This window comes from Mycetocola sp. Y791 (assembly GCF_059445325.1).
Window position 1 is genome coordinate 305,348 of the sequence record NZ_JCAIUC010000003.1, and the last position, 20,491, is coordinate 325,838.

Annotated in this window: 23 protein-coding genes; 11 read left to right on the forward strand and 12 right to left on the reverse strand. The window is 64.8% G+C overall.

The annotated features are described in order from the left end of the window. Positions 1 to 6 precede the first annotated feature (6 nt). Positions 7 to 1,854, reverse strand: coding sequence for a DEAD/DEAH box helicase (locus AC1C2N_RS10510; RefSeq protein ID WP_495433933.1), 1,848 nt, complete (start codon positions 1,852 to 1,854; stop codon positions 7 to 9). 75 nt (positions 1,855 to 1,929) lie between these two features. On the opposite strand from AC1C2N_RS10510, the gene AC1C2N_RS10515 reads away from it, so the two are divergent. Next, positions 1,930 to 2,766, forward strand: a complete 837-nt coding sequence (locus AC1C2N_RS10515; protein WP_483404078.1) for an SGNH/GDSL hydrolase family protein — start codon at positions 1,930 to 1,932, stop codon at positions 2,764 to 2,766. A gap of 26 nt (positions 2,767 to 2,792) precedes the next feature. Here AC1C2N_RS10515 and AC1C2N_RS10520 read toward each other — a convergent pair whose 3' ends face one another. Together AC1C2N_RS10520 and AC1C2N_RS10525 are read right to left on the reverse strand one after the other, a co-directional pair. Continuing rightward, complete coding sequence (locus AC1C2N_RS10520) at positions 2,793 to 4,028, reverse strand: D-alanyl-D-alanine carboxypeptidase family protein (RefSeq protein WP_495433934.1); 1,236 nt, start codon at positions 4,026 to 4,028, stop codon at positions 2,793 to 2,795. 11 nt (positions 4,029 to 4,039) lie between these two features. Beyond that, positions 4,040 to 4,879, reverse strand: a complete 840-nt coding sequence (locus AC1C2N_RS10525) for a TrmH family RNA methyltransferase (RefSeq protein ID WP_495433935.1) — start codon at positions 4,877 to 4,879, stop codon at positions 4,040 to 4,042. 123 nt (positions 4,880 to 5,002) lie between these two features. Between AC1C2N_RS10525 and AC1C2N_RS10530 the strand changes: the two genes are divergently transcribed. After that, positions 5,003 to 5,851, forward strand: a complete 849-nt coding sequence (locus tag AC1C2N_RS10530; protein ID WP_495433936.1) for a Sir2 family NAD-dependent protein deacetylase — start codon at positions 5,003 to 5,005, stop codon at positions 5,849 to 5,851. A gap of 28 nt (positions 5,852 to 5,879) precedes the next feature. Here the strand turns inward: AC1C2N_RS10530 and AC1C2N_RS10535 are convergent, their stop codons facing one another. Further along, complete coding sequence (locus tag AC1C2N_RS10535) at positions 5,880 to 6,896, reverse strand: NAD-dependent epimerase/dehydratase family protein (protein WP_495433937.1); 1,017 nt, start codon at positions 6,894 to 6,896, stop codon at positions 5,880 to 5,882. A gap of 171 nt (positions 6,897 to 7,067) precedes the next feature. On the opposite strand from AC1C2N_RS10535, the gene AC1C2N_RS10540 reads away from it, so the two are divergent. Continuing rightward, positions 7,068 to 7,625 (forward strand): DUF2247 family protein, encoded by a 558-nt coding sequence (locus tag AC1C2N_RS10540; protein ID WP_495433938.1) that lies wholly within the window; start codon positions 7,068 to 7,070, stop codon positions 7,623 to 7,625. A 53-nt stretch (positions 7,626 to 7,678) separates the two neighbouring features. Here AC1C2N_RS10540 and AC1C2N_RS10545 read toward each other — a convergent pair whose 3' ends face one another. From AC1C2N_RS10545 to AC1C2N_RS10555, 3 genes are read right to left on the reverse strand one after another with little or no spacing between them, the layout of a single operon-like run. Further along, positions 7,679 to 7,897 (reverse strand): hypothetical protein, encoded by a 219-nt coding sequence (locus AC1C2N_RS10545; protein ID WP_495433939.1) that lies wholly within the window; start codon positions 7,895 to 7,897, stop codon positions 7,679 to 7,681. Between the two features lie 58 nt (positions 7,898 to 7,955). Beyond that, entirely contained in the window at positions 7,956 to 8,546 is a 591-nt protein-coding gene (locus AC1C2N_RS10550; RefSeq protein WP_495433940.1) for a hypothetical protein, read from the reverse strand. Continuing rightward, entirely contained in the window at positions 8,543 to 9,478 is a 936-nt protein-coding gene (locus AC1C2N_RS10555; RefSeq protein WP_495433941.1) for an alpha/beta fold hydrolase, read from the reverse strand. Before AC1C2N_RS10555 ends, AC1C2N_RS10550 begins: the two co-directional genes overlap by 4 nt. Before the next feature lie 104 nt (positions 9,479 to 9,582). On the opposite strand from AC1C2N_RS10555, the gene treS reads away from it, so the two are divergent. Beyond that, positions 9,583 to 11,319: a maltose alpha-D-glucosyltransferase gene (gene treS, locus AC1C2N_RS10560; protein WP_495433942.1), complete on the forward strand. Its 1,737-nt coding sequence runs from the start codon at positions 9,583 to 9,585 to the stop codon at positions 11,317 to 11,319. Between the two features lie 36 nt (positions 11,320 to 11,355). After that, a complete protein-coding gene (locus AC1C2N_RS10565; protein ID WP_495433943.1) occupies positions 11,356 to 12,057 on the forward strand; it encodes an exonuclease domain-containing protein in 702 nt (233 codons plus the stop codon). Positions 12,058 to 12,163: 106 nt separating this feature from the next. Here AC1C2N_RS10565 and AC1C2N_RS10570 read toward each other — a convergent pair whose 3' ends face one another. From AC1C2N_RS10570 to glgA, 3 genes are all read right to left on the reverse strand, one after another. Next, positions 12,164 to 12,415, reverse strand: a complete 252-nt coding sequence (locus AC1C2N_RS10570) for a type B 50S ribosomal protein L31 (protein WP_108390953.1) — start codon at positions 12,413 to 12,415, stop codon at positions 12,164 to 12,166. 125 nt (positions 12,416 to 12,540) lie between these two features. Next, on the reverse strand, positions 12,541 to 13,323 hold the full coding sequence (locus AC1C2N_RS10575) for an ABC transporter ATP-binding protein (RefSeq protein ID WP_483404089.1): 783 nt from the start codon (positions 13,321 to 13,323) through the stop codon (positions 12,541 to 12,543). A gap of 98 nt (positions 13,324 to 13,421) precedes the next feature. Further along, positions 13,422 to 14,612, reverse strand: coding sequence for a glycogen synthase (glgA, locus tag AC1C2N_RS10580; RefSeq protein ID WP_483404090.1), 1,191 nt, complete (start codon positions 14,610 to 14,612; stop codon positions 13,422 to 13,424). 43 nt (positions 14,613 to 14,655) lie between these two features. Here glgA and AC1C2N_RS10585 point away from each other — a divergent pair, with 43 nt between their 5' ends. Continuing rightward, positions 14,656 to 15,900 (forward strand): glucose-1-phosphate adenylyltransferase, encoded by a 1,245-nt coding sequence (locus AC1C2N_RS10585; RefSeq protein WP_108390956.1) that lies wholly within the window; start codon positions 14,656 to 14,658, stop codon positions 15,898 to 15,900. Continuing rightward, positions 15,897 to 16,568, forward strand: coding sequence for a phosphoserine phosphatase SerB (gene serB / locus AC1C2N_RS10590; RefSeq protein WP_495433944.1), 672 nt, complete (start codon positions 15,897 to 15,899; stop codon positions 16,566 to 16,568). Before AC1C2N_RS10585 ends, serB begins: the two co-directional genes overlap by 4 nt. Here the strand turns inward: serB and AC1C2N_RS10595 are convergent. Continuing rightward, the gene (locus tag AC1C2N_RS10595; protein WP_495433945.1) at positions 16,531 to 17,319 is read right to left on the reverse strand and encodes an alpha/beta fold hydrolase; all 789 of its coding nucleotides are present in this window, start codon (positions 17,317 to 17,319) and stop codon (positions 16,531 to 16,533) included. The two genes, serB and AC1C2N_RS10595, sit on opposite strands and share 38 nt — an antisense overlap. 73 nt (positions 17,320 to 17,392) lie before the next feature. Here AC1C2N_RS10595 and AC1C2N_RS10600 point away from each other — a divergent pair, with 73 nt between their 5' ends. Then, positions 17,393 to 18,091, forward strand: coding sequence for a helix-turn-helix transcriptional regulator (locus AC1C2N_RS10600; protein WP_495433946.1), 699 nt, complete (start codon positions 17,393 to 17,395; stop codon positions 18,089 to 18,091). Positions 18,092 to 18,122: 31 nt separating this feature from the next. On the opposite strand, the gene AC1C2N_RS10605 is transcribed toward AC1C2N_RS10600, so the two are convergent. Next, entirely contained in the window at positions 18,123 to 18,845 is a 723-nt protein-coding gene (locus AC1C2N_RS10605) for a beta-ketoacyl-ACP reductase (RefSeq protein ID WP_495433947.1), read from the reverse strand. Between the two features lie 122 nt (positions 18,846 to 18,967). Here AC1C2N_RS10605 and AC1C2N_RS10610 point away from each other — a divergent pair, with 122 nt between their 5' ends. The 3 genes from AC1C2N_RS10610 to AC1C2N_RS10620 are packed head-to-tail and all read left to right on the forward strand — an operon-like array spanning position 18,968 to position 20,450. Next, positions 18,968 to 19,369 carry a DUF3099 domain-containing protein gene (locus tag AC1C2N_RS10610; RefSeq protein ID WP_495433948.1) on the forward strand — a complete coding sequence of 134 codons (402 nt, stop codon included), beginning with the start codon at positions 18,968 to 18,970 and terminating at the stop codon, positions 19,367 to 19,369. After that, complete coding sequence (locus AC1C2N_RS10615) at positions 19,366 to 19,590, forward strand: hypothetical protein (protein ID WP_483404095.1); 225 nt, start codon at positions 19,366 to 19,368, stop codon at positions 19,588 to 19,590. The genes AC1C2N_RS10610 and AC1C2N_RS10615 overlap by 4 nt, the downstream gene beginning before the upstream one ends. After that, positions 19,587 to 20,450, forward strand: coding sequence for an SURF1 family cytochrome oxidase biogenesis protein (locus tag AC1C2N_RS10620; protein WP_495433949.1), 864 nt, complete (start codon positions 19,587 to 19,589; stop codon positions 20,448 to 20,450). The genes AC1C2N_RS10615 and AC1C2N_RS10620 overlap by 4 nt, the downstream gene beginning before the upstream one ends. The last annotated feature ends 41 nt before the right edge of the window (positions 20,451 to 20,491 follow it).

Below are 20,491 nucleotides of genomic sequence, written 5' to 3' on the forward strand. Positions count from 1 at the left end.
GTCGGGTCAGCGCCTACCGTTCATCCGCTTCCGCAGAAGCTCGATGCGGGACTGCAGTTGCGTCACACTGGCCTGTTGAACGGCGGGTCCGCCGCACATCCGCCGCAACTCAGCGTGAACGAGGCCATGGCCCTGATTCGTGGACTTCGCGTACAGCCCAACGAGGCTGTTGAGGAGGCTGCGCTGCTCCTTGAGCGTCCGGTAGAGCGGCGGCGGGACATCGGTCGACTTGTCTGTTGCCGTCGCCTGAGGTGCCTCGCTGCGGGTCGAGTGGCGCTTTGCCTGCCGCGCCTGACGCTGCGTCAGGAGCTCGTGAACCTGCTCGGGTTCGAGGAGGCCGGGAAGGCCGATGAAGTCGAGCTCTTCCTCAGTGCCCGGCTCTGCCCATTGGCCGAATTCGTCCCCGTCGTAAACGACGCGGTCGAAGTTCGCCGACGAAGACATGGCCTCGTACCGGAACTCATCGCCGAGCGAATCGGACCCCTTGGATTCGCGGTTGGCCTCTGCGACCATCGCGTCTTCCGGGTTCCACATGTCCCCCTCGCCGCTGCCGTCGCTTTTCCGATCGAGCGCGTGGTCGCGCTCGAGTTCGAGGGCACTCGCGAGGTTCATCAGGTTGGGAACATCGGGGAGGAAAACGGATGCCGTTTCACCGCGACGCCGTGCCCGCACGAACCGTCCGATGGCCTGGGCGAAGAACAGGGGGGTCGATGCGCTCGTCGCGTAGACGCCAACCGCGAGCCGTGGCACGTCGACGCCCTCGGAAACCATGCGGACCGCGACCATCCAGCGGCTCGTGCCCGCCGAGAAGTCGTCGATGCGATCGGATGCTTCCTTCTCATCGCTCAGTACGACAGTCGGCGGTTCCCCGGTGATGCCGTGCAGGATCTTCGCGTACGCGCGTGCCGCGGTCTGGTCGGTCGCGATGACCAGGCCACCGGCATCCGGGATGCCATGACGCACCTCGCTGAGGCGCCGGTCGGCAGCCTGCAGCACCTGCGGGATCCACTCCCCTGCCGGGTCGAGCGCCGTACGCCAGGCCTGCGAGGTGATGTCCTTGGTGTTGCCCTCGCCGAGCCTTGCTTCCATCTCGTCGCCGGCATTGGTCCGCCAGCGCATGTGTCCGGCGTAGACCATGAACATGACCGGGCGAACGACGCCGTCGGCGAGTGCGCGACCGTAGCCGTAGTTGTAGTCGGTAAGTGACGTGCGGATGCCGTCTTTGTCCGGCAGGTAGCTGACAAACGGGATCGGGGCGGTGTCCGACCGGAACGGGGTCCCGGTCAGCGAGAGCCGGCGGGTTGCCGGTTCGAAGGCCTCACGGATCGCGTCACCCCAGCTGAGCGCGTCACCACCGTGGTGCACCTCGTCAAGGATGACGAGGGTGCGGTGTGATTCGGTGATGTCCTTGTGCAGCGCGGCGCGGACCGCGACCTGGGCGTAGGTGACGGCGACACCGTGATAGTGGCTGCCGTAACGACCGTCGCTGTTGGAAAACATCGGGTCGAGTCGGATGCCGGCGCGGTGTGCGGCATCCGCCCACTGCCTCTTGAGGTGCTCGGTCGGCGCGACCACGGTGATGCGATCGACGGTTTTGCGGGCGAGCAGTTCGGCGGCGAGCCGAAGCGCGAACGTCGTCTTCCCGGCGCCGGGCGTTGCAGCGGCGAGGAAATCGCGGGGTTCGTGAACGAAGTAGGCGGTGAGCGCCTCTTCCTGCCAGGCGCGAAGCTTGGAGACCGTTCCCCACGCTGCACGCTCAGGGAAGGTGGGTGAGAGGTGTTCGGCGGCGCTGGTTCCGATGCGGATTGCTGGTGCTTCGGACTTTGGGGGGACCGGCTCGAACTCTGTACTCACTGGATACCAATCTACCCGACGAGCGGCACGTCACGGACCGTGACCGATGATGCTTCGCCGGGTAAACTCGGGTTGATGGACGCATTATCTTCTGACGAGGTTTCGATTTTTCAGGAGCGGCCGCATCCGTGGACGCGTTTTGTCGCTCTCGGAGATTCGTTCACCGAGGGCATCGGAGACCCGTACCCGTCGCCGCCGGGAGCCCACAGGGGCTGGGCGGATCGCGTGGCCGAAGTGCTCTCGCAGGGTGTGGACGATTTCGCCTATGCCAATCTGGCTGTACGCGGAAAACTGATCGCTCAAATCGCCGCGGATCAGATCGAACCGGCCCTTGACCTCCACCCTGATCTGATCACCATTTCGGCGGGGGGCAACGACGTGCTTCGTCCGGGCACCGATCCGGACGTCATAGCGCAGAAAGTGGACGATGCGATTGCCCGGCTCTCGCGGGACGGCGCCACCATTGTGCTCTTTACCGGCGTCGACGTCGGTTTCTCACCGGTGTTGCGCACCATCCGTGGCAAGGTGGCGATCTACAACGAGAACCTCAGGAGCGTCGCGGCGAAGTACGACTGCATCGTCGCCGACCAGTGGGCGCTGACCGAGATCCAGAACGCGCGGATGTGGTCGAACGACCGGCTGCACCTCAATGCACTCGGCCACCACACCGTGGCCAGGATGGTGCTTGATTCCCTCGCGGTTCCCAACGGCCTGGAGCCGCTCAAGCCTGAGCCGGTACGGCCGGCGACCTGGCGGGAGGCACGCACGGAGGATTTCGTCTGGGCGCGACAGTTCTTCGTTCCGTGGGTCCTCCGGCGCCTGCGTCACCAGTCCTCCGGGGACTTCATCACCGCAAAGCGGCCGCAGGCGGAGAAATTCTTCCGTGACGGCGACCTTCCAGCCGGGGACTGAACGCGACGCGTTCGGTGGGTCGTGCGTCAGTCGGACGGATGGGTGATTCGCCAGCCGGTGTCAGCCTCGGTGAGGTCATCGGACAGCGCGAGCGGGACGTCGATGACCGAATCCGCGACGGTGAAGGTCGCTTCACCGACGTCGAGTCCTGATGGGCCCGAAATCAGGGGTGACGCAGAGACCTCAACAGCGACGGACGCGTCCTGCCACACCAGAACGGATGCCGATTCGGTGGCGACGATGTCGGATGTCGAGCCCCACGGTGTGGTGTAGCTCCCGAATGACTCTCCCTCGGTGACGAGGGGAAGCTCCCTGAAGCCAGCCTCGACGGTAGTGAGGAGACCGAGCACCGACGAGAAGAGCTCTTTATGATTGGGCGCGCCGAGAATCACCCCGACCACCGTGACCGTCTCTCGGCCAACGGTGAGTTCGGCCGCGAACAGCAGACAGGCGCCCGCGACGCGGGTCGTCCCGGTCTTCAGTCCGATGATTCCCCCCTGGCCGAGGATCTTGTTCGTGTTGCTCACCGGCCCGATGATCGGCAGGTCTGCCGACTGCTGCGACACGATCTCGGAAAGAACGGGGTGAGCGAGGACCATTTCGCCGATTTTGACGAGATCGGCCGGTGTCGATCTGCTGTCCGGGCTGATGCCGCTGGAGTCCGCGAGATGCGTGCCGGCGAAGCCGTGTGTGCCAAGCCAGGCTGTGGCCGCCACGAGGAAGGCATCCACCGATCCATATGCCCAGTTGGCCAGGGTGATGCTGTAGTTGTTGGCCGACGGCAACATCAACGCTTCGAGCAACTGGCGCTCGGTGAAGACGGACCCAACGGCAACGGGTGCGGCCGAACCCCCCTCGGCGATCACTTCGGTGTAAATGCGCTGGTCGTCTTCGGTGAGGGTAAGTTGCGGTCCCGATTCGCCTTCGCCCAGGGGCATCGCTTCGAGCACGACGAGGGCCGTCACCGACTTCGTGATGCTGGCCATCGGCGTCGATTCCTGTGAGCCGTGACTGGAGAGGATGCCGTCAAAGCCAACGGCGCCGATCGCGCCGTTGCCGTACGCCGGCCACGCCACCTGGGTGACGGTCTGGGTAATGGTCTCCGCTGGTTCGAGGTTCGCGGCCGTCGCAGGGAGCGGACGGAGCACGGCGAACACGAGATAGCCGATGATCCCGAGGATGAGAACGAGGACACCGAAGACGGTGAGCCTGCGTCGCAGGTACACCCGTCGGTCTGAGAGCGGCTGACGGGACTGGTACACGGATATGAAGTCTATCTGCGCGCTGTTGGATCGTCCGCCGAGGCTCGGCGGTCGCGAATCGCCCAGAGCGCCACCGCACTCGCCGAGGCGACGTTGAGCGAGTCGACACCGTGCATCATCGGGATGATCACCGTCGAGTCGGCTGCCTCCAGTGCCTGGGCGCTGAGGCCGTCCCCCTCCGCGCCCATCGTGAGGGCGATCTTGTCCGGGAGGTGAGCGGCGAAGTCATCGAGGGTGATCGCGCGATCGTCGAGGGCGAGGGCGGCGACGTGGAAGCCGGCCTCGTCCAGGATCCGCCGCGCTTCCGGCCATTCAGGCATTCGGGTCCACGGCACCTGGAGGACGGTTCCCATGCTGACCCTCACACTGCGGCGGTAGAGCGGGTCGGCGCACCGCGGCGTGATGAGAACGGCGTCGGCGCCGAGGCCGGCAACGGCCCGGAAGATCGCACCGACGTTGGTGTGATCGACGATGTCCTCCAGGATGACGATCCGGGTAGCGTCCCGGATGACGTCTTCCATCGGTTGCAGAGGGGGCCGGTGCATCGCGGCGAGCGCCCCCCGGTGCATGTGGTAACCCGTCAGCGACTCGAGGGTTGCCGCGTCGCCGACGTAGACCGGGACATCGGGAAAATCGGCAAGCAGCGGAGTGACATCCGGGATCCACTGCTCCTGAAGAAGCAGCGAACGAGGTGTGTGACCCGCGTTGAGCGCGCGGGCGATGACCTTGTGCGACTCGGCGATGTAGAGGCCGCCCGCGGGTTCGCTCACACGGCGGAGTGCGACGTCGGTGAGGCGGGCGTAGTCGCCGAGACCCTCGATGTCGAGGCTGTCGATGGGGACGATTCGCACGGGTGGTCCTTCGGGTGGGTGGCGTAGGGTTTGAGAGAGACAGGCCGGTGGATGTGCGTCGCGAAACAATCCCGACACGTGAGTTGTTTACCATCGTGACATCTGCGAGGTTCGGAGGTTCACATGACAACGCTCGCAAGCGAAACACCAGCGATAGACACTGATCGGCTTGATGCAGCATACGCGCTCCTCGAGGGGCGGCGGTTTGCCGTCCTCACCGGTGCCGGAATGAGCACCGACTCCGGAATACCCGACTACCGGGGAGAGGGCGCACCCAAGCGCACGCCCATGACTGTCTCGCAGTTCCTGCTCAACGACTCGTCACGCAAGCGGTACTGGGCCGGCAGCCACCTGGGCTGGGCCATGTTCGACGCCGCGAGGCCCAATGCCGGGCACAAGGTCCTCGCCGCACTCGAGGAGGCAGGACTCGTCACCGGCATCGTCACCCAGAACGTCGACGGTCTGCACGTGCGGGCCGGTTCCCGCCGCGTGGTTGATCTCCACGGCTCGATGGACCGGGTCAGTTGCCTCGTCTGTGGCCAGACTTTTGCGCGCGCGAGCATCGCCGCGCGGATCGAAGCGGAAAACCCGTGGTTGTCCAGACCGGATGCCGTGACGTTGAACCCGGACGGCGACGCAGAGATCGCTGACGTCGACAATTTCGTGGTTCCGGTCTGCTCGGTGTGCGGTGGCGCACTGAAACCCGACGTCGTCTTCTTCGGTGAGTTTGTCCCGTCAGACAAGTTCACGGAGGCACGGGATATCGTTTCCGCAGCCGACGCGCTCGTCATCGCGGGGTCGTCACTCGTCGTCAACTCCGGCATCCGTCTCCTGGAACACGCGCGCCGGAGCAAGTTGCCGATCATCATCATCAACCGTGGTGAGACCAAGGGCGATGGGCGTGCCGACGTGAAGCTGGATGCCGGGGCGAGCGAAACCCTGACCGCGCTCGCGGAGCGACTGGTCACCTAGGTTCGGTGACTGCTGCCCAGGTCCGGTGTCACCTGACGTCAGCCGGGCGGTTGAGCGCGGCGAGGACCTCGGCTTCCCGCCGGGGATCGATCCCCGGCGATGGGCGGTCCGTACGCTGTGGCGGCACTCCCCCGATGCTCTGCAGCCAGGCCCAGGTGTCCGCGACAGTCTCGGAAATCGGGCGGATGCTGAGGCCCGTTTCATAGGCGCGGCTCACGTCGATGCGGTACATGGTGTCGTGCGCTTCGCCGGGTGGCAGCCACAGCGGAAGCTGTGTCCACGGCTCGATTCCCGCCTCGAGGATTCTCTCGGGGGTCACCCACTCCAGCAAGCCGGTCGAGCCGGTCGCACGCAGGCAGAGTTCGAGGACCTCCCCCATGGTCGTCTGGGAAGGCTTGCTGATGACATTGACGGGTCCGGAAACCCCGTCCTCGGCTGCGGTCAGTGCCCAGTTGGCGAGGTCCCGGGCGTCGATGTACTGGATGCCGGCGTCCGGGGTCCCTGGGGCAAGGATGCGTCCGCCGCGGGCCGCGCGCAGCAGCCACCACGGCAGTCGGCCGATGTTCTCATGCGGGCCGAGGATCAGCCCGGCGCGGGCCAGGATTGCACGTTCGCCGAAGGCATCCGTCACAGCACGCTCTGCCCCAGCCTTGGCCCTGGCGTAATCGTCGAACGTGTCATCGTCGGCCGAACTGTCGACGACCGGCGAGTCCTCGGTCGAGCCCGGCTGGGTGGGAAAGCCGTAGACCGAGCAGCTCGAAATGTAGACGTATCGCCGCGCACGGGCGGCGAGCGCCCGCGTTGTGTCTCGAACCGTCGACGGGGCCCACGACCAGGTATCCGCAACGACGTCCCAGTCGCCGTCATGGTCGGTGAGGTCCTGGATGCCTCGTGGGCTTGTGCGGTCACCGGTCACTGCCGTTACGCCCGCTCGTGGCGGATGCGTGCCGCGGTTGAACGTGGTCACATCCCAGCCCCGGTTGAGTCCTGCATCGACGAGGGCGCGACCCACGAATTCTGTGCCGCCGAGAACGAGTAGCTTCATACGTTCATAGAACTGTGACTCACGTGCGTCAGACAAGACGGTTCACTCGAGGCGTAACGTCGGCCCGAAGCTGGGCGGAGGGTTCAACGGTCAGGTCACCCAATAACATCGACGGAAAGTACGCCGAATGCCGGCAACTTCAAGGCAACACTCCGACCCGAGGAAAATGACATGTTCTTCACGAAGCGTTCCAGACGGCGTTCCAAACGGTCACCCGTTCTCCCGAAGGACGAGACAGCTGTTCTACCGGGCGCACAGGACCTCCGTCGTTTCGTCGCGAGCAGGTTTATCGAGCCGGCCGTTGTTCGGTTCGGGGTTGAGGCCGATTTCCTCACGGCTTCCGACGTCGTGAGCCTCGAAGTTGTGCGATACCGAGCCGGCGATCTTGAGGAGGGTTCCGTCGAAGAAACGATTGCGCTGCTGCTGTCAGACGATCTCGAGCGGGTTCCTTCCCTGTTGGATGCGGCTGTGGCTGCCAGCACGCCCCTCGGCCAGCCCCTGGATGTGTGGGCTTATGTGGGGCTCGCTCGAATCAACGTTGTGTGGGCCAGCTTCGATGACCCGTGGGATGCCGTCGAGACACATCTTCGTACATTGGGCTACCCGGAAAACTACAAACACTTCCTCCGGTATACCGAGGCTGAGAAAGGCGAGCCAACCGGACTCCCTCAGATGAAGCGGCGACTCGATGCATTTCTCTCGCGCTGTCAGTTGCAGTGGGGTCCGTAGTGCCCCACCGGGCTCCCTCTACGACCATCAGCGTCGGCCGAACGGCGTACTCGCTAGCGACGGATGTCTGCGTGCGTCGCTGTGGCGCGGCGTGAGTGCCGAACGAGCATGAGGTCGATCGGCGCGGCAAGCGCGACAGCGAGCACAAGGGCGATCCAGTAGCCGGTGGTGAGGGCGATCCAGAGACCGAGGCCGATGAGCAGGAGCGTCCACACCACGGCTACGACCCACAGCCAGCGCGGAAGGGTCGGGGTGTCCGGGGAAGCAGTCATGGAGCCAGCGTATGGCGTGTAAGCGCCCCGCGCCAGTGATGGAGCCCCGCAGACGCTCCTACCTGGCTCGAGCGCTCCGCCGCGAGTTGTCGAGCTCGATCAGCACCTGCTCAAGCTGTTCGGCTGAGGGCCGCCAGGCGGAAACATCGTCGCTCGCCGTGTCCGTCGCGTGAAGGGTGACAACGGGCTGGCCGGGAGCGCTGCCCGTGATGAGACTGCGTTGCTGCGCCCGCGACACGCCCACGACGATATCCGCCCTGCGGGTCATCACTCCCCTGGACAACGGGAACCGCCACACGAGCAGACGCAACCGTTCGGAGAGTGGCGCGTCGGGCGCGGCGTGCGGCACTCCCCCGGCGATCGCGAGGCCGTATCGACGGCCCCAGCCGCCCCAGGTCGGAGCGGGCGAAAAGAGCACATCGGTATCGATCGAGTTGAGCCGCCGACCGGTCAGGAACTCGCGAGGGCTCAGCGGATGCGGGAACAGTTCCCAGGGGAGGTCCGGCAGCAGCGCCAGCCGCGTCTTCGGCCCGACGAGCATCACGAACCGCCGTCGCTCAGCCAGGGCACGGATCAGCCCGAGGCTCATGAGACTCAGGTGGTCATCGGGATCGCCCGTCACCCACCGGCAGTCAACGACAAGTTTCACAGTGGCGCCTCGTCCGGGTCCACGAGCGATGTCGACCGCGGATCTGGTGTGAGGAACTCCTCGATGAGTGTCGCTGCCCGTTCGGGCACTTCGTAGTGGATGAGATGTCCAACGTCGGGGATGATCTCGAGCGCTGCATCCGGAAACAGGGCGGTCAACGTGTGCTGCGCGCTCACCGGTGTGATGTCGTCCCGGTCCGCGGCGATCAGGAGGGTGCGCGCATCGATCGACTTCGCGAACTCGCTGACATCGTTTGAGACGGATGCCCGAAACGCTTCAAGAACCACGTCACGATCGCTGAAGGCACTGAAGTACCTGTCGTGTTCGCTGTGAATCCATTTACGCAGCGTCCGGCTCTTCGTCTTGGCCATTGTCTGGCTCATCACGCGGACGATGATCCGGTTGCGGAGTAAACCGAAGCCGATGGGCTCGGGCAGAACGGCGCCGAGCTGGTAGTAGAGGACGGCGAGCCGGGTCAGGATGCCGCGTGGCCCCGACAGCGCTGGAGCCGCGATCGGATTGACCAGAATGAGCCGGTCGGTGGCCAGCCCGGTGCGCGCCAGTGCCGCGGAGACGACGATCGAGCCGAACGAGTGCCCGAGGATGATCGGCTTCGAGTCCAGGTCGAGTGCGTCCACGAATCGCTTCAGCCAGCCGGCATAGCCGTCGAGGTCGTGGCGACTGAGCCGCAGCGGTTCGGATTCGCCAAAGCCCGGAAGGTCGGGACTGATGATGTGGAAGCCGGGCAGATGGGCAACGACGGGTTCGAGCCCGTGGTGATCACCGCGGAACCCGTGCACCATCACGATTGTCGGGCGGTCAGACGGCGTGCCGTACTCCCAGTAGGCGGCACTGCTCCCGCCGATCGAGATCTGCTGCTTCGTCACCGGAATGCGATCGAGAAGGCTGGAGTATGGCGAGGTCGTTGTCATGGCGTTCCCAGTTTAGGCACTGTGGCTCCTGCCAAGCCGAAGGCGGCGACCCTAGACTCAAGCCAAGGATTCATTGGCTCGCACAGTGACGTGATTGGATACCCGTGACCTTCACCGCTCCCATACAGTTGCCGGGGCTCGCGCGCGATCCGCTCTGGTACCGCAGGGCGATCTTTTACGAGGTCATGGTCCGCTCGTACGTCGACAGCAACGGGGACGGCGCCGGTGACCTGCAGGGTCTGGCAACGCGGCTGGACTACCTGCAGTGGCTGGGCGTCGATGCTCTGTGGCTTCCGCCGTTCTACTCCTCGCCGCTGAGGGACGGAGGCTATGACGTCTCTGACTACCAGGCCATCCTGCCCGAGTTCGGCAGCCTCGAGGAGTTCCGCGATCTGGTCTCGAAGGCCCACGAGCGCAACATGCGCATCATTATCGACATGCCGCTCAACCACACCTCTGACCAGCACCGCTGGTTCCAGGAGTCCCGCAGCGACCCCGATGGACCGTACGGTGACTTCTACGTGTGGAGCGATTCCGACCAGAAGTGGCCAGACATCAGGATCATCTTCACCGACACCGAGGACTCCAACTGGGCGTTCGACCCTGTGCGCCGGCAGTTCTTCTTCCACAGGTTCTTCTCGCACCAGCCAGACCTCAACTTCGAGAACCCTGCGGTGCACGAGGCGATCTTCGAGGCGATACGTTACTGGCTCGATATGGGTGTGGATGGCATCCGCCTGGATGCCATCCCGTACCTGTACGAGTCAGACGATGGCAACGGTGAAGGCGAGCCGAAAACCCACGGCTTTGCGAAGCTGCTCAGGGCGATGGTGGACCTCGAGTACCCGGGCCGCGTACTCATCGCCGAGGCGAATCAGTGGCCCAGGGAGGTCTCCGAGTACTTCGGTACCGATGAGGAGCCCGAGTGCCACATGGCGTTCGACTTTCCGGTCATGCCCCGTATTTTCTACTCGCTGCGGTCGCAGCAGGCCGAGGAACTCGGGCGGGTTCTCGCGGAGACACAGGACATTCCCGAGTGGGCCGGCTGGGGTGTCTTCCTTCGCAACCACGACGAGCTCACCCTCGAAATGGTCAGTGAGGAATACCGGCAGGCGATGTACGGCTGGTACGCCTATGACCCACGGATGCGCGCAAACGTCGGAATCCGCCGCCGCCTCGCTCCCCTGCTCGACAACTCGCGCGCGGAACTTGAACTGGCACACGCCCTGCTCTTTTCGCTGCCGGGGAGTCCGTTCATTTACTACGGCGACGAGATCGGAATGGGCGACAATATCTGGCTCGCCGACCGGGACTCGTCCCGCACACCGATGCAGTGGACGCCTGACCGCAACGCCGGGTTCTCCTCTGCCGATCCCGGCAAACTCTTCCTGCCGGTCGTCCAGTCGCTCGTCTTCAATTACACGCTGGTCAACGTCGAGTCCCAGCTCGCCCAGTCCCGGTCTCTGCTGCACTGGGTGCGGAACGTCATTCACGTCAGGAGGGGTCATCCCGCGCTCGGCATGGGCAGCATCGAGGTACTTCAGGCGGACCACGAATCGGTGCTGGGCTTCGTCCGCAGCTACCGGGGAACCGGCAGGAGCAGCGGCGACGAGCAGGAAGACATTCTGTGCGTCTTCAGCTTCTCGCACCACCCCGTCGCCACAACACTCGTCGCACCCGACCTTGCAGGCTGCCGGCTGTTCGATCTGTTCGGTGGCGCCGAGTTCCCCCCGTTCGATGACACAGGCCGGGTGACCCTGACGATAGCCACGCAGAGCTTCTACTGGCTGCACATCGCACGCCCGGGTGATTCGCCGTTTGCGCAACACCGGCACGGCTGAACCGGGCTGTCGGTCGTCTCACCTAGAGTAAAAAATGTGGAAACAACAGCGGTCAAACACTGGTCAGACTCTCTCGCCGTCTTCGATTTGGAGACCACAGGCATTGACGTGACGACCAGTCGCATCGTCTCCGCGAACGTCGGCGTTCTCGACAAAGATGGCTCAGTGCTTCGGCGCCGCGACTGGATCGCTGACCCCGGGGTCGAGATCCCGGGTGAGGCGACCGCCGTGCACGGCATCACCACGGAGTTCGCGCAGTCCTACGGGCGTTCCGCGCCGATCGTTGTTCGCGAAATCGTAGAAACGCTCCGCGAGCTCTTCGACGAAGGAACCCCCGTCGTCATCTACAACGCCCCATACGACCTGTCCCTGCTGTTCAACGAGGCGCTGCGTCACGGCATCCCGCCGATCGTCGACCCCCTTCCGGTGATCGACCCGCTTGTCATCGACAAGGCGCTCGACAAATACCGCAAGGGCAAGCGCACGCTCGAGGCAGCGGCTGCCTTCTACGGCGTCGAACTCACCGACGCCCACGACGCCGGCGCCGATGCGATCGCCGCAGGCCGCGTCGCGCAGGCCATCGCCCGCGCACACTCCCGCGCACTCGATATCGACGCGTTTGAGCTGCACGAACTGCAGGCCGGCTGGTGCAAAGAGCAGTCGGACAGCTTCCAGGACTACATCCGCCGCACCCGCGACGCCACCTACGTTGCGTCCGCCGGGTGGCCGGTGCGCTGAAGCGAAACGCTGCGCTGCGCCGGCACGAATCGCCCGCAGCACCAGGCGCAGGCAGCAAAAAAAGACCCGCAACTTTCGTTGCGGGTCTTTCTTGTAAGGCTGGTGGCTACGCGCCGAAGCCCTTGAAGCGCTGGTTGAACTTCTCGACACGTCCAGCGGAGTCCATGATGCGCTGCTTGCCCGTGTAGAACGGGTGCGACTCCGACGAGATCTCAACGTCGATCACCGGGTAGGTGGTTCCGTCTTCCCACTCCATGGTCTTCGAGCTCGTCACCGTCGAACGGGTGAGGAACGTTGCGCCCGAAGCGAGGTCGCGGAAAACTACAGCCTGGTAGTTGGGGTGGATGTCAGTCTTCATGAGGACTTCCTTGTGAGTCGTGTGGATTGTTTCAGTCTCGCCCTGCACCAGTGCCTGAGGCTCAGGTATGGCAAGAAAGCTTGTGGCCCCTCGGGCCAGCTACCTACTTTATCAGAAAGTCGGAGCTACTCGGCACGAGCCGAGAAACGACCGTTGTTTTCGGTCAGTTCAATGGGCAGGCCGAAGGTCGTGGTGAGGCTCTCGCTGGTCAGGGCTTCCCTCAGGGGCCCTGAGGCCACAACCGCGCCGTCTTTGAGGAGCAGCGCGTGAGTGAAGCCGACCGGGATCTCCTCAACGTGGTGAGTAACCATGATGATGGCGGGCGAGTCTTCCGACTGGGCGTAACCGCCGAGCAACGCGACCAGTTCCTCACGCGAACCGAGGTCGAGGCTCGCCGCCGGCTCATCGAGCAGCAGAAGTTCGGGATCGGTCATGACGGCCCTGGCGATCTGCACGCGCTTCTGCTCGCCGTCGCTGAGGGTGCCGAAGCTCCTCTCGGCGAGGTGATCCAGGCGCCACTCCGTCAGCACACGCTTCGCGCGCTTGATGTCGATGTCCTCGTACTCTTCATTCCACCTGCCGGTGACTGAATACGCGGCGGTCATGACGACGTTGAGGACGGTCTCGTCTGCCGGTACCCGTCGAGCCATGGCCGTCGACGCGATTCCGATGCGCGGGCGGAGCTCGAAGACGTCGGTCTTGCCCAGGGTGGAGTCGAGAATCTCGACGGAACCCCTGGTCGGGTAGATGAGCGTCGATGCGAGCTGCAGCACCGTCGTCTTCCCCGCACCATTGGGGCCGAGAACGACCCATCGCTGGTCCGGTTCAACCGACCACGACACGGAATCCACGATCGCGCGGCCATTGCGCACGACCGATACATCACTCAACTGCAAAACGCTCGACATGGGTCCAAGCCTATCCGTCCAACCAGCTCCGCCACGCCCATTCCTGACCGTGCGTCGGCCAACGCCTCTCTTCTTCTCGCTCACCCCGATCACGGGGCTCAGGCGCCGGCGAGCACCGAGCGATAGAGGTCGATGGTTTGCCGACCGATGCGCGCCCAGCCGAATTCGGCTTCAGCGCGGACCCGACCCGCCTCGCCCATTCGGTTGGCCCGGTCCCGGTCCGAAACAACCTCGGTGAGCGTTGCCGCGAGATCGGCAACGAAGCGCTCAGGATCGACCGGAGTTCCCGTCCCGTCCTGAACCTGGTCGATCGGGACGAGTCTCCCGGTCACGCCGTCGTCGACGACCTCGGGAATACCCCCGGTTGCCGTCCCGACGACGGCTGCTCCACACGCCATCGCCTCGAGGTTGACGATTCCGAGCGGTTCGTACACCGACGGACACACGAAGGTCGTGGCCTGGCTGAGAATCGCGCACAGCTCGTAGCGGGGCAGGAGCCTGTCGATCCAGACCACGCCCGAACGCTGCTTCTGCAGTTCGCGGACACCAGCCTCGACCTCGGCAAGAATTTCTGGCGTGTCTGGCGCGCCGGCGCAGAGCACAAGCTGCACGTCATCCGGCAGGAGCGCCGCGGCGCGCAACAGGTACGGCAACCCCTTCTGGCGGGTAATCCTGCCGACGAACACCACACTTGGGCGATCGGGGTCGATCCCGAGCGAGCGCACGAGTTCAGGATCGGAAACGGGTTTCCACTCGGTCAGGTCGATTCCGTTGTAGATGGTGTGCACGCGTGACTCATCCAGCCGCGGATAGCTCTTCAGGATGTCCCGGCGCATTCCGTCGCTGACCGCAACGACGGCATCCGCGTTCTCAAATGCTGTTTTCTCGATCCAGCTCGACACGCGGTACCCGCCGCCGAGTTGCTCGGCCTTCCACGGCCGCAGCGGTTCGAGGCTGTGGGCGGTCACGATGTGCGGGATGCCGTGCAGCAGCTTGGCGAGGTGACCGGCGCCGTTCGCGTACCAGGTGTGGGAGTGAACGAGATCCGCTCCCCCGACATCCTGCGCGATCGCCAGGTCGGTGCCGAGCGTCGTCAGTGCGGGATTCGCCTGCGCGAGTTCGACCGGGACGCCGTAGGCGAAGGTGTTGGGCTCGTCACGCGGAGCCCCAAAACACCGCACAGTGACGTCGATGTCAGACCGCATGGCGGTCACAAGTTCAGCGGCGTGCACTCCGGCACCGCCATATACCTCCGGGGGATATTCCCGGGTCAGAAGATCAACACGCATACCACGAACGCTAGTACAGCTTGGGCTGCAATAGTCTTGGTGCATGGTCGCATCGAAGAAGATATTTGGCATCGTCCTCGCCGGGGGTGAGGGCAAACGACTGATGCCCCTCACCGCCGACAGGGCGAAGCCCGCAGTCCCGTTCGCCGGTCAGTACAGGCTCATCGACTTTGCGCTGTCGAACCTGATCAACTCAGGACTCACGCAAATCGTCGTACTCACGCAGTACAAGTCGCACAGCCTCGACAGGCACGTCTCGCAGACCTGGCGCCTGTCCGGGCTGCTGAACTCGTACGTGGCATCCGTCCCGGCGCAGCAGCGCCTCGGCAAACGCTGGTTCTCCGGCTCGGCCGACGCGATCCTGCAAAGCCTCAACCTCATCCGCGACGAAAAGCCGGACATCGTTGTCGTTGTCGGCGCCGACCACGTCTACCGGATGGACTTCCGCGACATGATCCAGGCACACATCGACTCTGGCCGCGGTGCAACCGTCGCCGCGATCCGCCAGCCGATCGAACTGAGCGACCAGTTCGGCGTGATCCAGCTCGACCAGGACGACCCGACGAAGATCTCCGAGTTCCTCGAGAAGCCGATCAACGCCGAAGGACTCGCCGATGCGCCGCACGAAGTGCTCGCATCGATGGGTAACTACGTGTTCACGACAGAGGCCCTCATCGAAGCGGTGACGAAGGACGGCGAGCTGACCGCGTCGAATCACGACATGGGCGGCGACATCATCCCGGCCTTCGTCGCGGCGGGTGACGCGGGCGTCTACGACCTCAAGCGCAACGATGTTCCGGGTTCCACCGATCGCGACAGGTACTACTGGCGGGATGTCGGGACCATCGACTCGTTCTTCGAGGCGCACCAGGATCTCATCTCGACGCTCCCGATCTTCAACCTGTACAACAGCAAGTGGCCGATCTTCAGCCAGCAGCTGAACTCTCCCCCGGCGAAGTTCGTGCGCGACGGCAAGGGCAACCTGGGGACGACCATCGACTCCATCGTCTCGCTCGGCTCCCTCATCTCGGGTGCGCATATCGAGCGAAGCGTGCTCGGGGCCTGGTCGAAGATCGACTCAGGTGCTCGGGTGATCGACTCCGTGCTCTTCGACCGCGTCGAGGTTCGCCCGGATGCTGTCGTGAGGCGCGCGATCCTCGATAAGGATGTCGTCGTCGAATCCGGTGCCTCGATCGGGGTCGATCATGATCGTGATCGCGCCCGCGGTTTCACAGTCACGGACTCAGGACTCACCGTTGTGGGCAAGGGCGTGCGCGTCACTCCATGAGTCTCACCGGTATGCCGGGCGTGATCGCTCCGGCGCGTTTCCTCGTCGTGCTCGACGCTGACTCGACCCTCATCGAGAACGAGGCCATCGAACTGCTTGCGCAGGAGGCCGGCTCACTCGACCACGTTGCACGGGTGACCGAGCGGGCGATGCGCGGCGAGCTCGACTTCGCCGCGAGCCTTCGTGAGCGGGTGGCGACGCTCGCGGGTCTCAGCGATTCCGTGTTTGGCGTCGTCCGCGACCGGATCACCGTCACTCGCGGAGCAACGGCGCTGATCGACGGCCTTCACAAGGGTGGATCACGCGTCGGCGTGGTGTCAGGCGGGTTCCACGAACTGCTCGACCCTCTCGGCGCTCGGCTCGGGCTGGACCACTTGCGGGCGAATCGTCTCGAGGTCGTAAACGGACGCCTGACCGGTGTTGTTCGCGGCCCGATCATCGACGCGCAGGCGAAAGCTGAGGCCCTGGCCGAGTGGGCGGCGGCTGACGGCATCCCGCTCTCTCGCACCGTCGCTGTCGGCGACGGAGCGAACGACCTGCTGATGATGCACACGGCGGGGCTCAGCGTTGCATTCAACGCGAAGCCCGCTGTTCGCGAGAGGGCGAATGTCACGGCGGCTGACGTCGACCTCAGCGACGTGCTCCCGCTCCTCGGCCTTCGGGGCTGACGCCAGGGGTCTGGTCGGTTCGTGTGGCTGCTGACTGAATGGCCGTGGCGAGGTCGCGGGGACGGCTCCACATAGGCCAATGCCCCGTCGGGAGGTCGATGACGTCGAGGTGCTCGATGTTCGCGACTTCGGCGAACATGGCATGGCCTGCGCGGGCCAGCTCCAGCACCTGCGCGCTCGGGATCGAGCAGCACACCAGGGTGGTCCGGACGGTGCGGCGGGCATCGTTCGTGAGCTCGACGGGCTGGCGGAGCACGGGGCCGGGCTCAGGGACGGCCCGAGCCCGAAAACGCTCGAGGACCTCGGCGCTCAGGCCTTCGAGGCTCGCCTGCTGCGCGAGCACCTCGAGCGGCGGCAGCGGAAGCTCCTCCACCCCCTCCGGCAGGTCCGGCGCGAAGACGCTTCCCGTCGCCACAGGGCCGGAGTCGATCCACACCACCCGTTGGACAAGCTCAGGGTGGCGGTCAAGGACAAGGCTGACCGGGAAGTTCGCGCCACTGTGGGCGACGAGAGTTGCGGGCAGATCCTCGGAGACACCGAGCCTGGCGAAGAGCTCCAGGACCGCGGCGGCTTGATCGTCGAGAGTCTTCGCACGACGCTCGGGATCGTCGCCATCGAGGCCGGGCAGCGTCATCGCGAGTGCACGAGAGTGGTCGGTTTTCAGGTGTTGAAGGACGTCATCCCACGCCCAGGCGCCCAGCCAGTGGCCGGCGATGAGAATGATGGTCGGGCGGCTCGCACTTGTTGTCATGGCACCACTCTCGCGGGTGCTCCGGGCAGCTGTATGTCACTATTTGTGTCATGAATTTGATGAGGGCAGAACGGTGAAGCGAGCGGAACGACTCCATGCCCTGTCGGAGATGCTGCGCCGTCATGGATCACGGGGGTGCTCCGCGGAGCGACTGTCGAGAGAGTTCGGTGTTTCAGTGCGCACGGTCAAGAGAGACCTCGCTGCGCTCGAGCAGAGCGGCGCGGCCGTATGGTCGCGCCCGGGACCCGGCGGTGGCTACGGACTGGCTGCAGGCGCGTCCCTGCCGCCCGTCAGCCTGTCCCCGGCGCAGGCCGTTGCGCTCCTCGCGGCGGTGTCCGCTGCACCCGACGCCCCCTACGGCGATTTGGCAGCAGCGGGGATCCAGAAGATCATGGACGTCCTCGATCCCAGAACCCGGGCACGAGCCGACGAGCTGGCCGGCCGCGTCTGGGTCAACGCGATTCCCACCTCCTCACGCATAATCAGGTCTGCGCTGGAGGAGGGGATGGCCGAGCAGCGAGTAATTCGCATTCGCTACACGTCGAGAGATGGGACCACGACCACGCGGGACGTCGAACCCGTGCTGTTCGCCTCCACGAACGGCCAGTGGTACCTGGTTGGGTGGTGCCGACTGCGCACCGCAATGCGATGGTTCACCGTGTCGCGCATCGAGCGGGCCAGCGTAACCGGGACGGCGTGCAGCGGTCATACCGTCCACGAGGTCGGCGAACCCCCGGCGAACGCGAGGCCGGTGCACGGTCAGGGTGAGTGAGTCGCTCACTCACCCTCTCCGGTCAGTACGACTAGTGCCCCATGCCGAGGCCGCCGTCGACGGGAATGACCGCGCCGGAAATGTATCCGGCGTCGTCGCTGGCCAGCCACGCGACGGCCTTCGCGACCTCTGACGGTGTCGCAAAGCGGCCGGCAGGAATGCTCTTCTTGTACTCAGCCTGTGTCGCTTCGGGAAGCTCAGCCGTCATATCCGTTTCGATGAAACCTGGTGCAACGACGTTCGCCGTGATGCCGCGCGCACCGAGTTCGCGGGTGATTGAGCGCGCCATGCCGACCAGCCCCGCCTTGGACGCCGAGTAGTTGACCTGCCCCGGCCCGCCATAGAGGCCGACGACGCTCGAGATCAGGATGACCCGGCCGAACCGCGCCTTGAGCATTCCTTTCGACGCTCGCTTGACCACGCGGAATGCCCCACCGAGGTTCGTGTTCACAACGCTGTCGAAGTCATCCTCGGTCATGCGCATGAGCAGAGTGTCTTTGGTGATTCCGGCGTTGGCGACGACGACTTCCACCGGGCCGAGTTCGCGCTCGATCTCGCTGAACGCCTGGTCGATGGATGCTGCATCGGTGACGTCGGCGCGCACGGTGAGGCTGCCGGCGGGGCCAGCGCCCGAGCGAGCGGTCACAGCGACCCTGTGTCCCTGGGCGAGGAACTCCTCGGCGATCGCGAATCCGATTCCGCGGTTGCCGCCCGTGATGAGAACCGTGCGTGGGGTGGGAGATGTCTGTACCAAGAATGGACCTTCCGGATGCCGTGGGTGCCGTGCGTGGGATAGAGCGCTATCGCCACCGCCGGGGGCTGTGTCTTCGCCCTCACCCAGCTTATGGGGTGTCAAAGAAGCGTAGGCTTGGGCTGATGAAACAGCCCTCAATCACGTCGCTCCCGACGGCTCCTGAGGAGGAGCAGCGGGCACGAATGATCAAATACACGATTGCCATGAGCATCCGTGTGGTTTGTCTTGTCCTGATGCTGTTTGTCCAGGGCTGGTGGCTCGCTGTCTGTGTCGCTGGCGCGATCATCCTGCCCTATGTCGCTGTCGTACTGGCCAACGTTGGAACCGCCACCACCGGCGCTGAAGTCATCCGCCCCGGCGCTATTGTTCCGGTTGGCCGCCCGGCTCCCGGCCCCGGTGAGTATCCCGCTCCCTCCGAAAGCGCCAGTGCTAACCACAGCGCCCGGCCCGGCGACGCGGAGCCAGAGCCAAACGCACAGCCAGAGGAAAACACCCGCCCTGACGAAGATAAGTGGAGCGCATGATCGGTCTCTTTTCGGAGCCCGAACGACTCACCTGTTCGCGCGCCGGATGCTCCGCGACCGCGGGATGGCGGATTGAGTGGCGCAACCCCAAAATTCACGCGGCCGACCGGGTCAAGGTGTGGCTGGCGTGCGATGAGCACCGTGACTACCTCGAAAACTTTCTTGCATCGCGGGACTTTCCGGTGAACGTGATCGAACTGAGTCCGGAGGACGCACTGTGAAAAACTGGCGATTCGTGATGAGCCGCCGATGGTTCGGCTACCTCGCCGTTGCGATGGTGTTTGCTCTCGTCTGCGTCCTGCTCGCGAACTGGCAGTTGTCTCGCGTCGACGAGAAGAAGCACGAGATCGCCCTCGTTGAGGGCAACTACAGCAGCCCTCCCGTTGCGATCACCGATGCACTCCCGACGAGGGAGTCCTTCGACGAGCGTGACAAGTGGATCCCCGTGGTTGTCACCGGTACCTACCTCGAGGACGAACAGATCCTCGTCCGTAACCGTCCGCGGAACGGGCAGCCCGGCTTCGAGCAGCTGGTTCCCCTGCGGCTCGCCGACGGCTCCGTATTCATCGTCGACCGCGGCTGGCTCCCCACCGGCAACGCGCAGGACCTGCCGGATGTTCTTCCCGCTCCCCCGTCGGGCGAAGTGACAGTGGTGGCGCGGCTCAAGGCTGGCGAGCCCACTCTGCCCGGGCGCAGCGCTGCTGACGGGCAGATTGCCACTGTGCATCTGCCTGACCTCGAAGACCGCCTCGGGGTTCCGCTCTACACCGGCGCGTACGGTCTCCTCGACCAGGAGACGCCGGCACCCGCCGATACCGCACCGCTGCCGGCGATCAAGCCCGTACTCGATGAGGGAATCCACCTGTCGTATGCGTTCCAGTGGGTCATCTTCGGGTTACTGGGGTTTGCCTTCCTCGCGTATGCCGTTCGGCAGGAGTACCGTCACCTCAACGCGGACGACCCCGAAGAAAAGAAGCGCGCCGAGGATCGGGAACGCAAGCGTCGTGCGAAGCGTTCCGACGCGGATGTCGAGGACGAACTGCTTGAGCACGCCCTGCCGAAGCCGGAAAAGGTCGGTTAAACCACGAGCGGCGGGCATTCTGCCCGCCGCTCGATGAGTTT

What these genes read in the sequence shown, in the direction of transcription:
- AC1C2N_RS10515 (WP_483404078.1), top strand. Translation starts at nt 1,930, where the DNA reads ATGGACGCATTATCTTCTGACGAGGTTTCGATTTTTCAGGAGCGGCCG.
- AC1C2N_RS10530 (WP_495433936.1), top strand. Translation starts at nt 5,003, where the DNA reads ATGACAACGCTCGCAAGCGAAACACCAGCGATAGACACTGATCGGCTT.
- AC1C2N_RS10535 (WP_495433937.1), bottom strand. Translation starts at nt 6,896, where the DNA reads ATGAAGCTACTCGTTCTCGGCGGCACAGAATTCGTGGGTCGCGCCCTC.
- AC1C2N_RS10540 (WP_495433938.1), top strand. Translation starts at nt 7,068, where the DNA reads ATGTTCTTCACGAAGCGTTCCAGACGGCGTTCCAAACGGTCACCCGTT.
- AC1C2N_RS10545 (WP_495433939.1), bottom strand. Translation starts at nt 7,897, where the DNA reads ATGACTGCTTCCCCGGACACCCCGACCCTTCCGCGCTGGCTGTGGGTC.
- AC1C2N_RS10555 (WP_495433941.1), bottom strand. Translation starts at nt 9,478, where the DNA reads ATGACAACGACCTCGCCATACTCCAGCCTTCTCGATCGCATTCCGGTG.
- AC1C2N_RS10570 (WP_108390953.1), bottom strand. Translation starts at nt 12,415, where the DNA reads ATGAAGACTGACATCCACCCCAACTACCAGGCTGTAGTTTTCCGCGAC.
- AC1C2N_RS10575 (WP_483404089.1), bottom strand. Translation starts at nt 13,323, where the DNA reads ATGTCGAGCGTTTTGCAGTTGAGTGATGTATCGGTCGTGCGCAATGGC.
- glgA (WP_483404090.1), bottom strand. Translation starts at nt 14,612, where the DNA reads ATGCGTGTTGATCTTCTGACCCGGGAATATCCCCCGGAGGTATATGGC.
- AC1C2N_RS10585 (WP_108390956.1), top strand. Translation starts at nt 14,656, where the DNA reads ATGGTCGCATCGAAGAAGATATTTGGCATCGTCCTCGCCGGGGGTGAG.
- serB (WP_495433944.1), top strand. Translation starts at nt 15,897, where the DNA reads ATGAGTCTCACCGGTATGCCGGGCGTGATCGCTCCGGCGCGTTTCCTC.
- AC1C2N_RS10595 (WP_495433945.1), bottom strand. Translation starts at nt 17,319, where the DNA reads ATGACAACAAGTGCGAGCCGCCCGACCATCATTCTCATCGCCGGCCAC.
- AC1C2N_RS10610 (WP_495433948.1), top strand. Translation starts at nt 18,968, where the DNA reads ATGAAACAGCCCTCAATCACGTCGCTCCCGACGGCTCCTGAGGAGGAG.
- AC1C2N_RS10615 (WP_483404095.1), top strand. Translation starts at nt 19,366, where the DNA reads ATGATCGGTCTCTTTTCGGAGCCCGAACGACTCACCTGTTCGCGCGCC.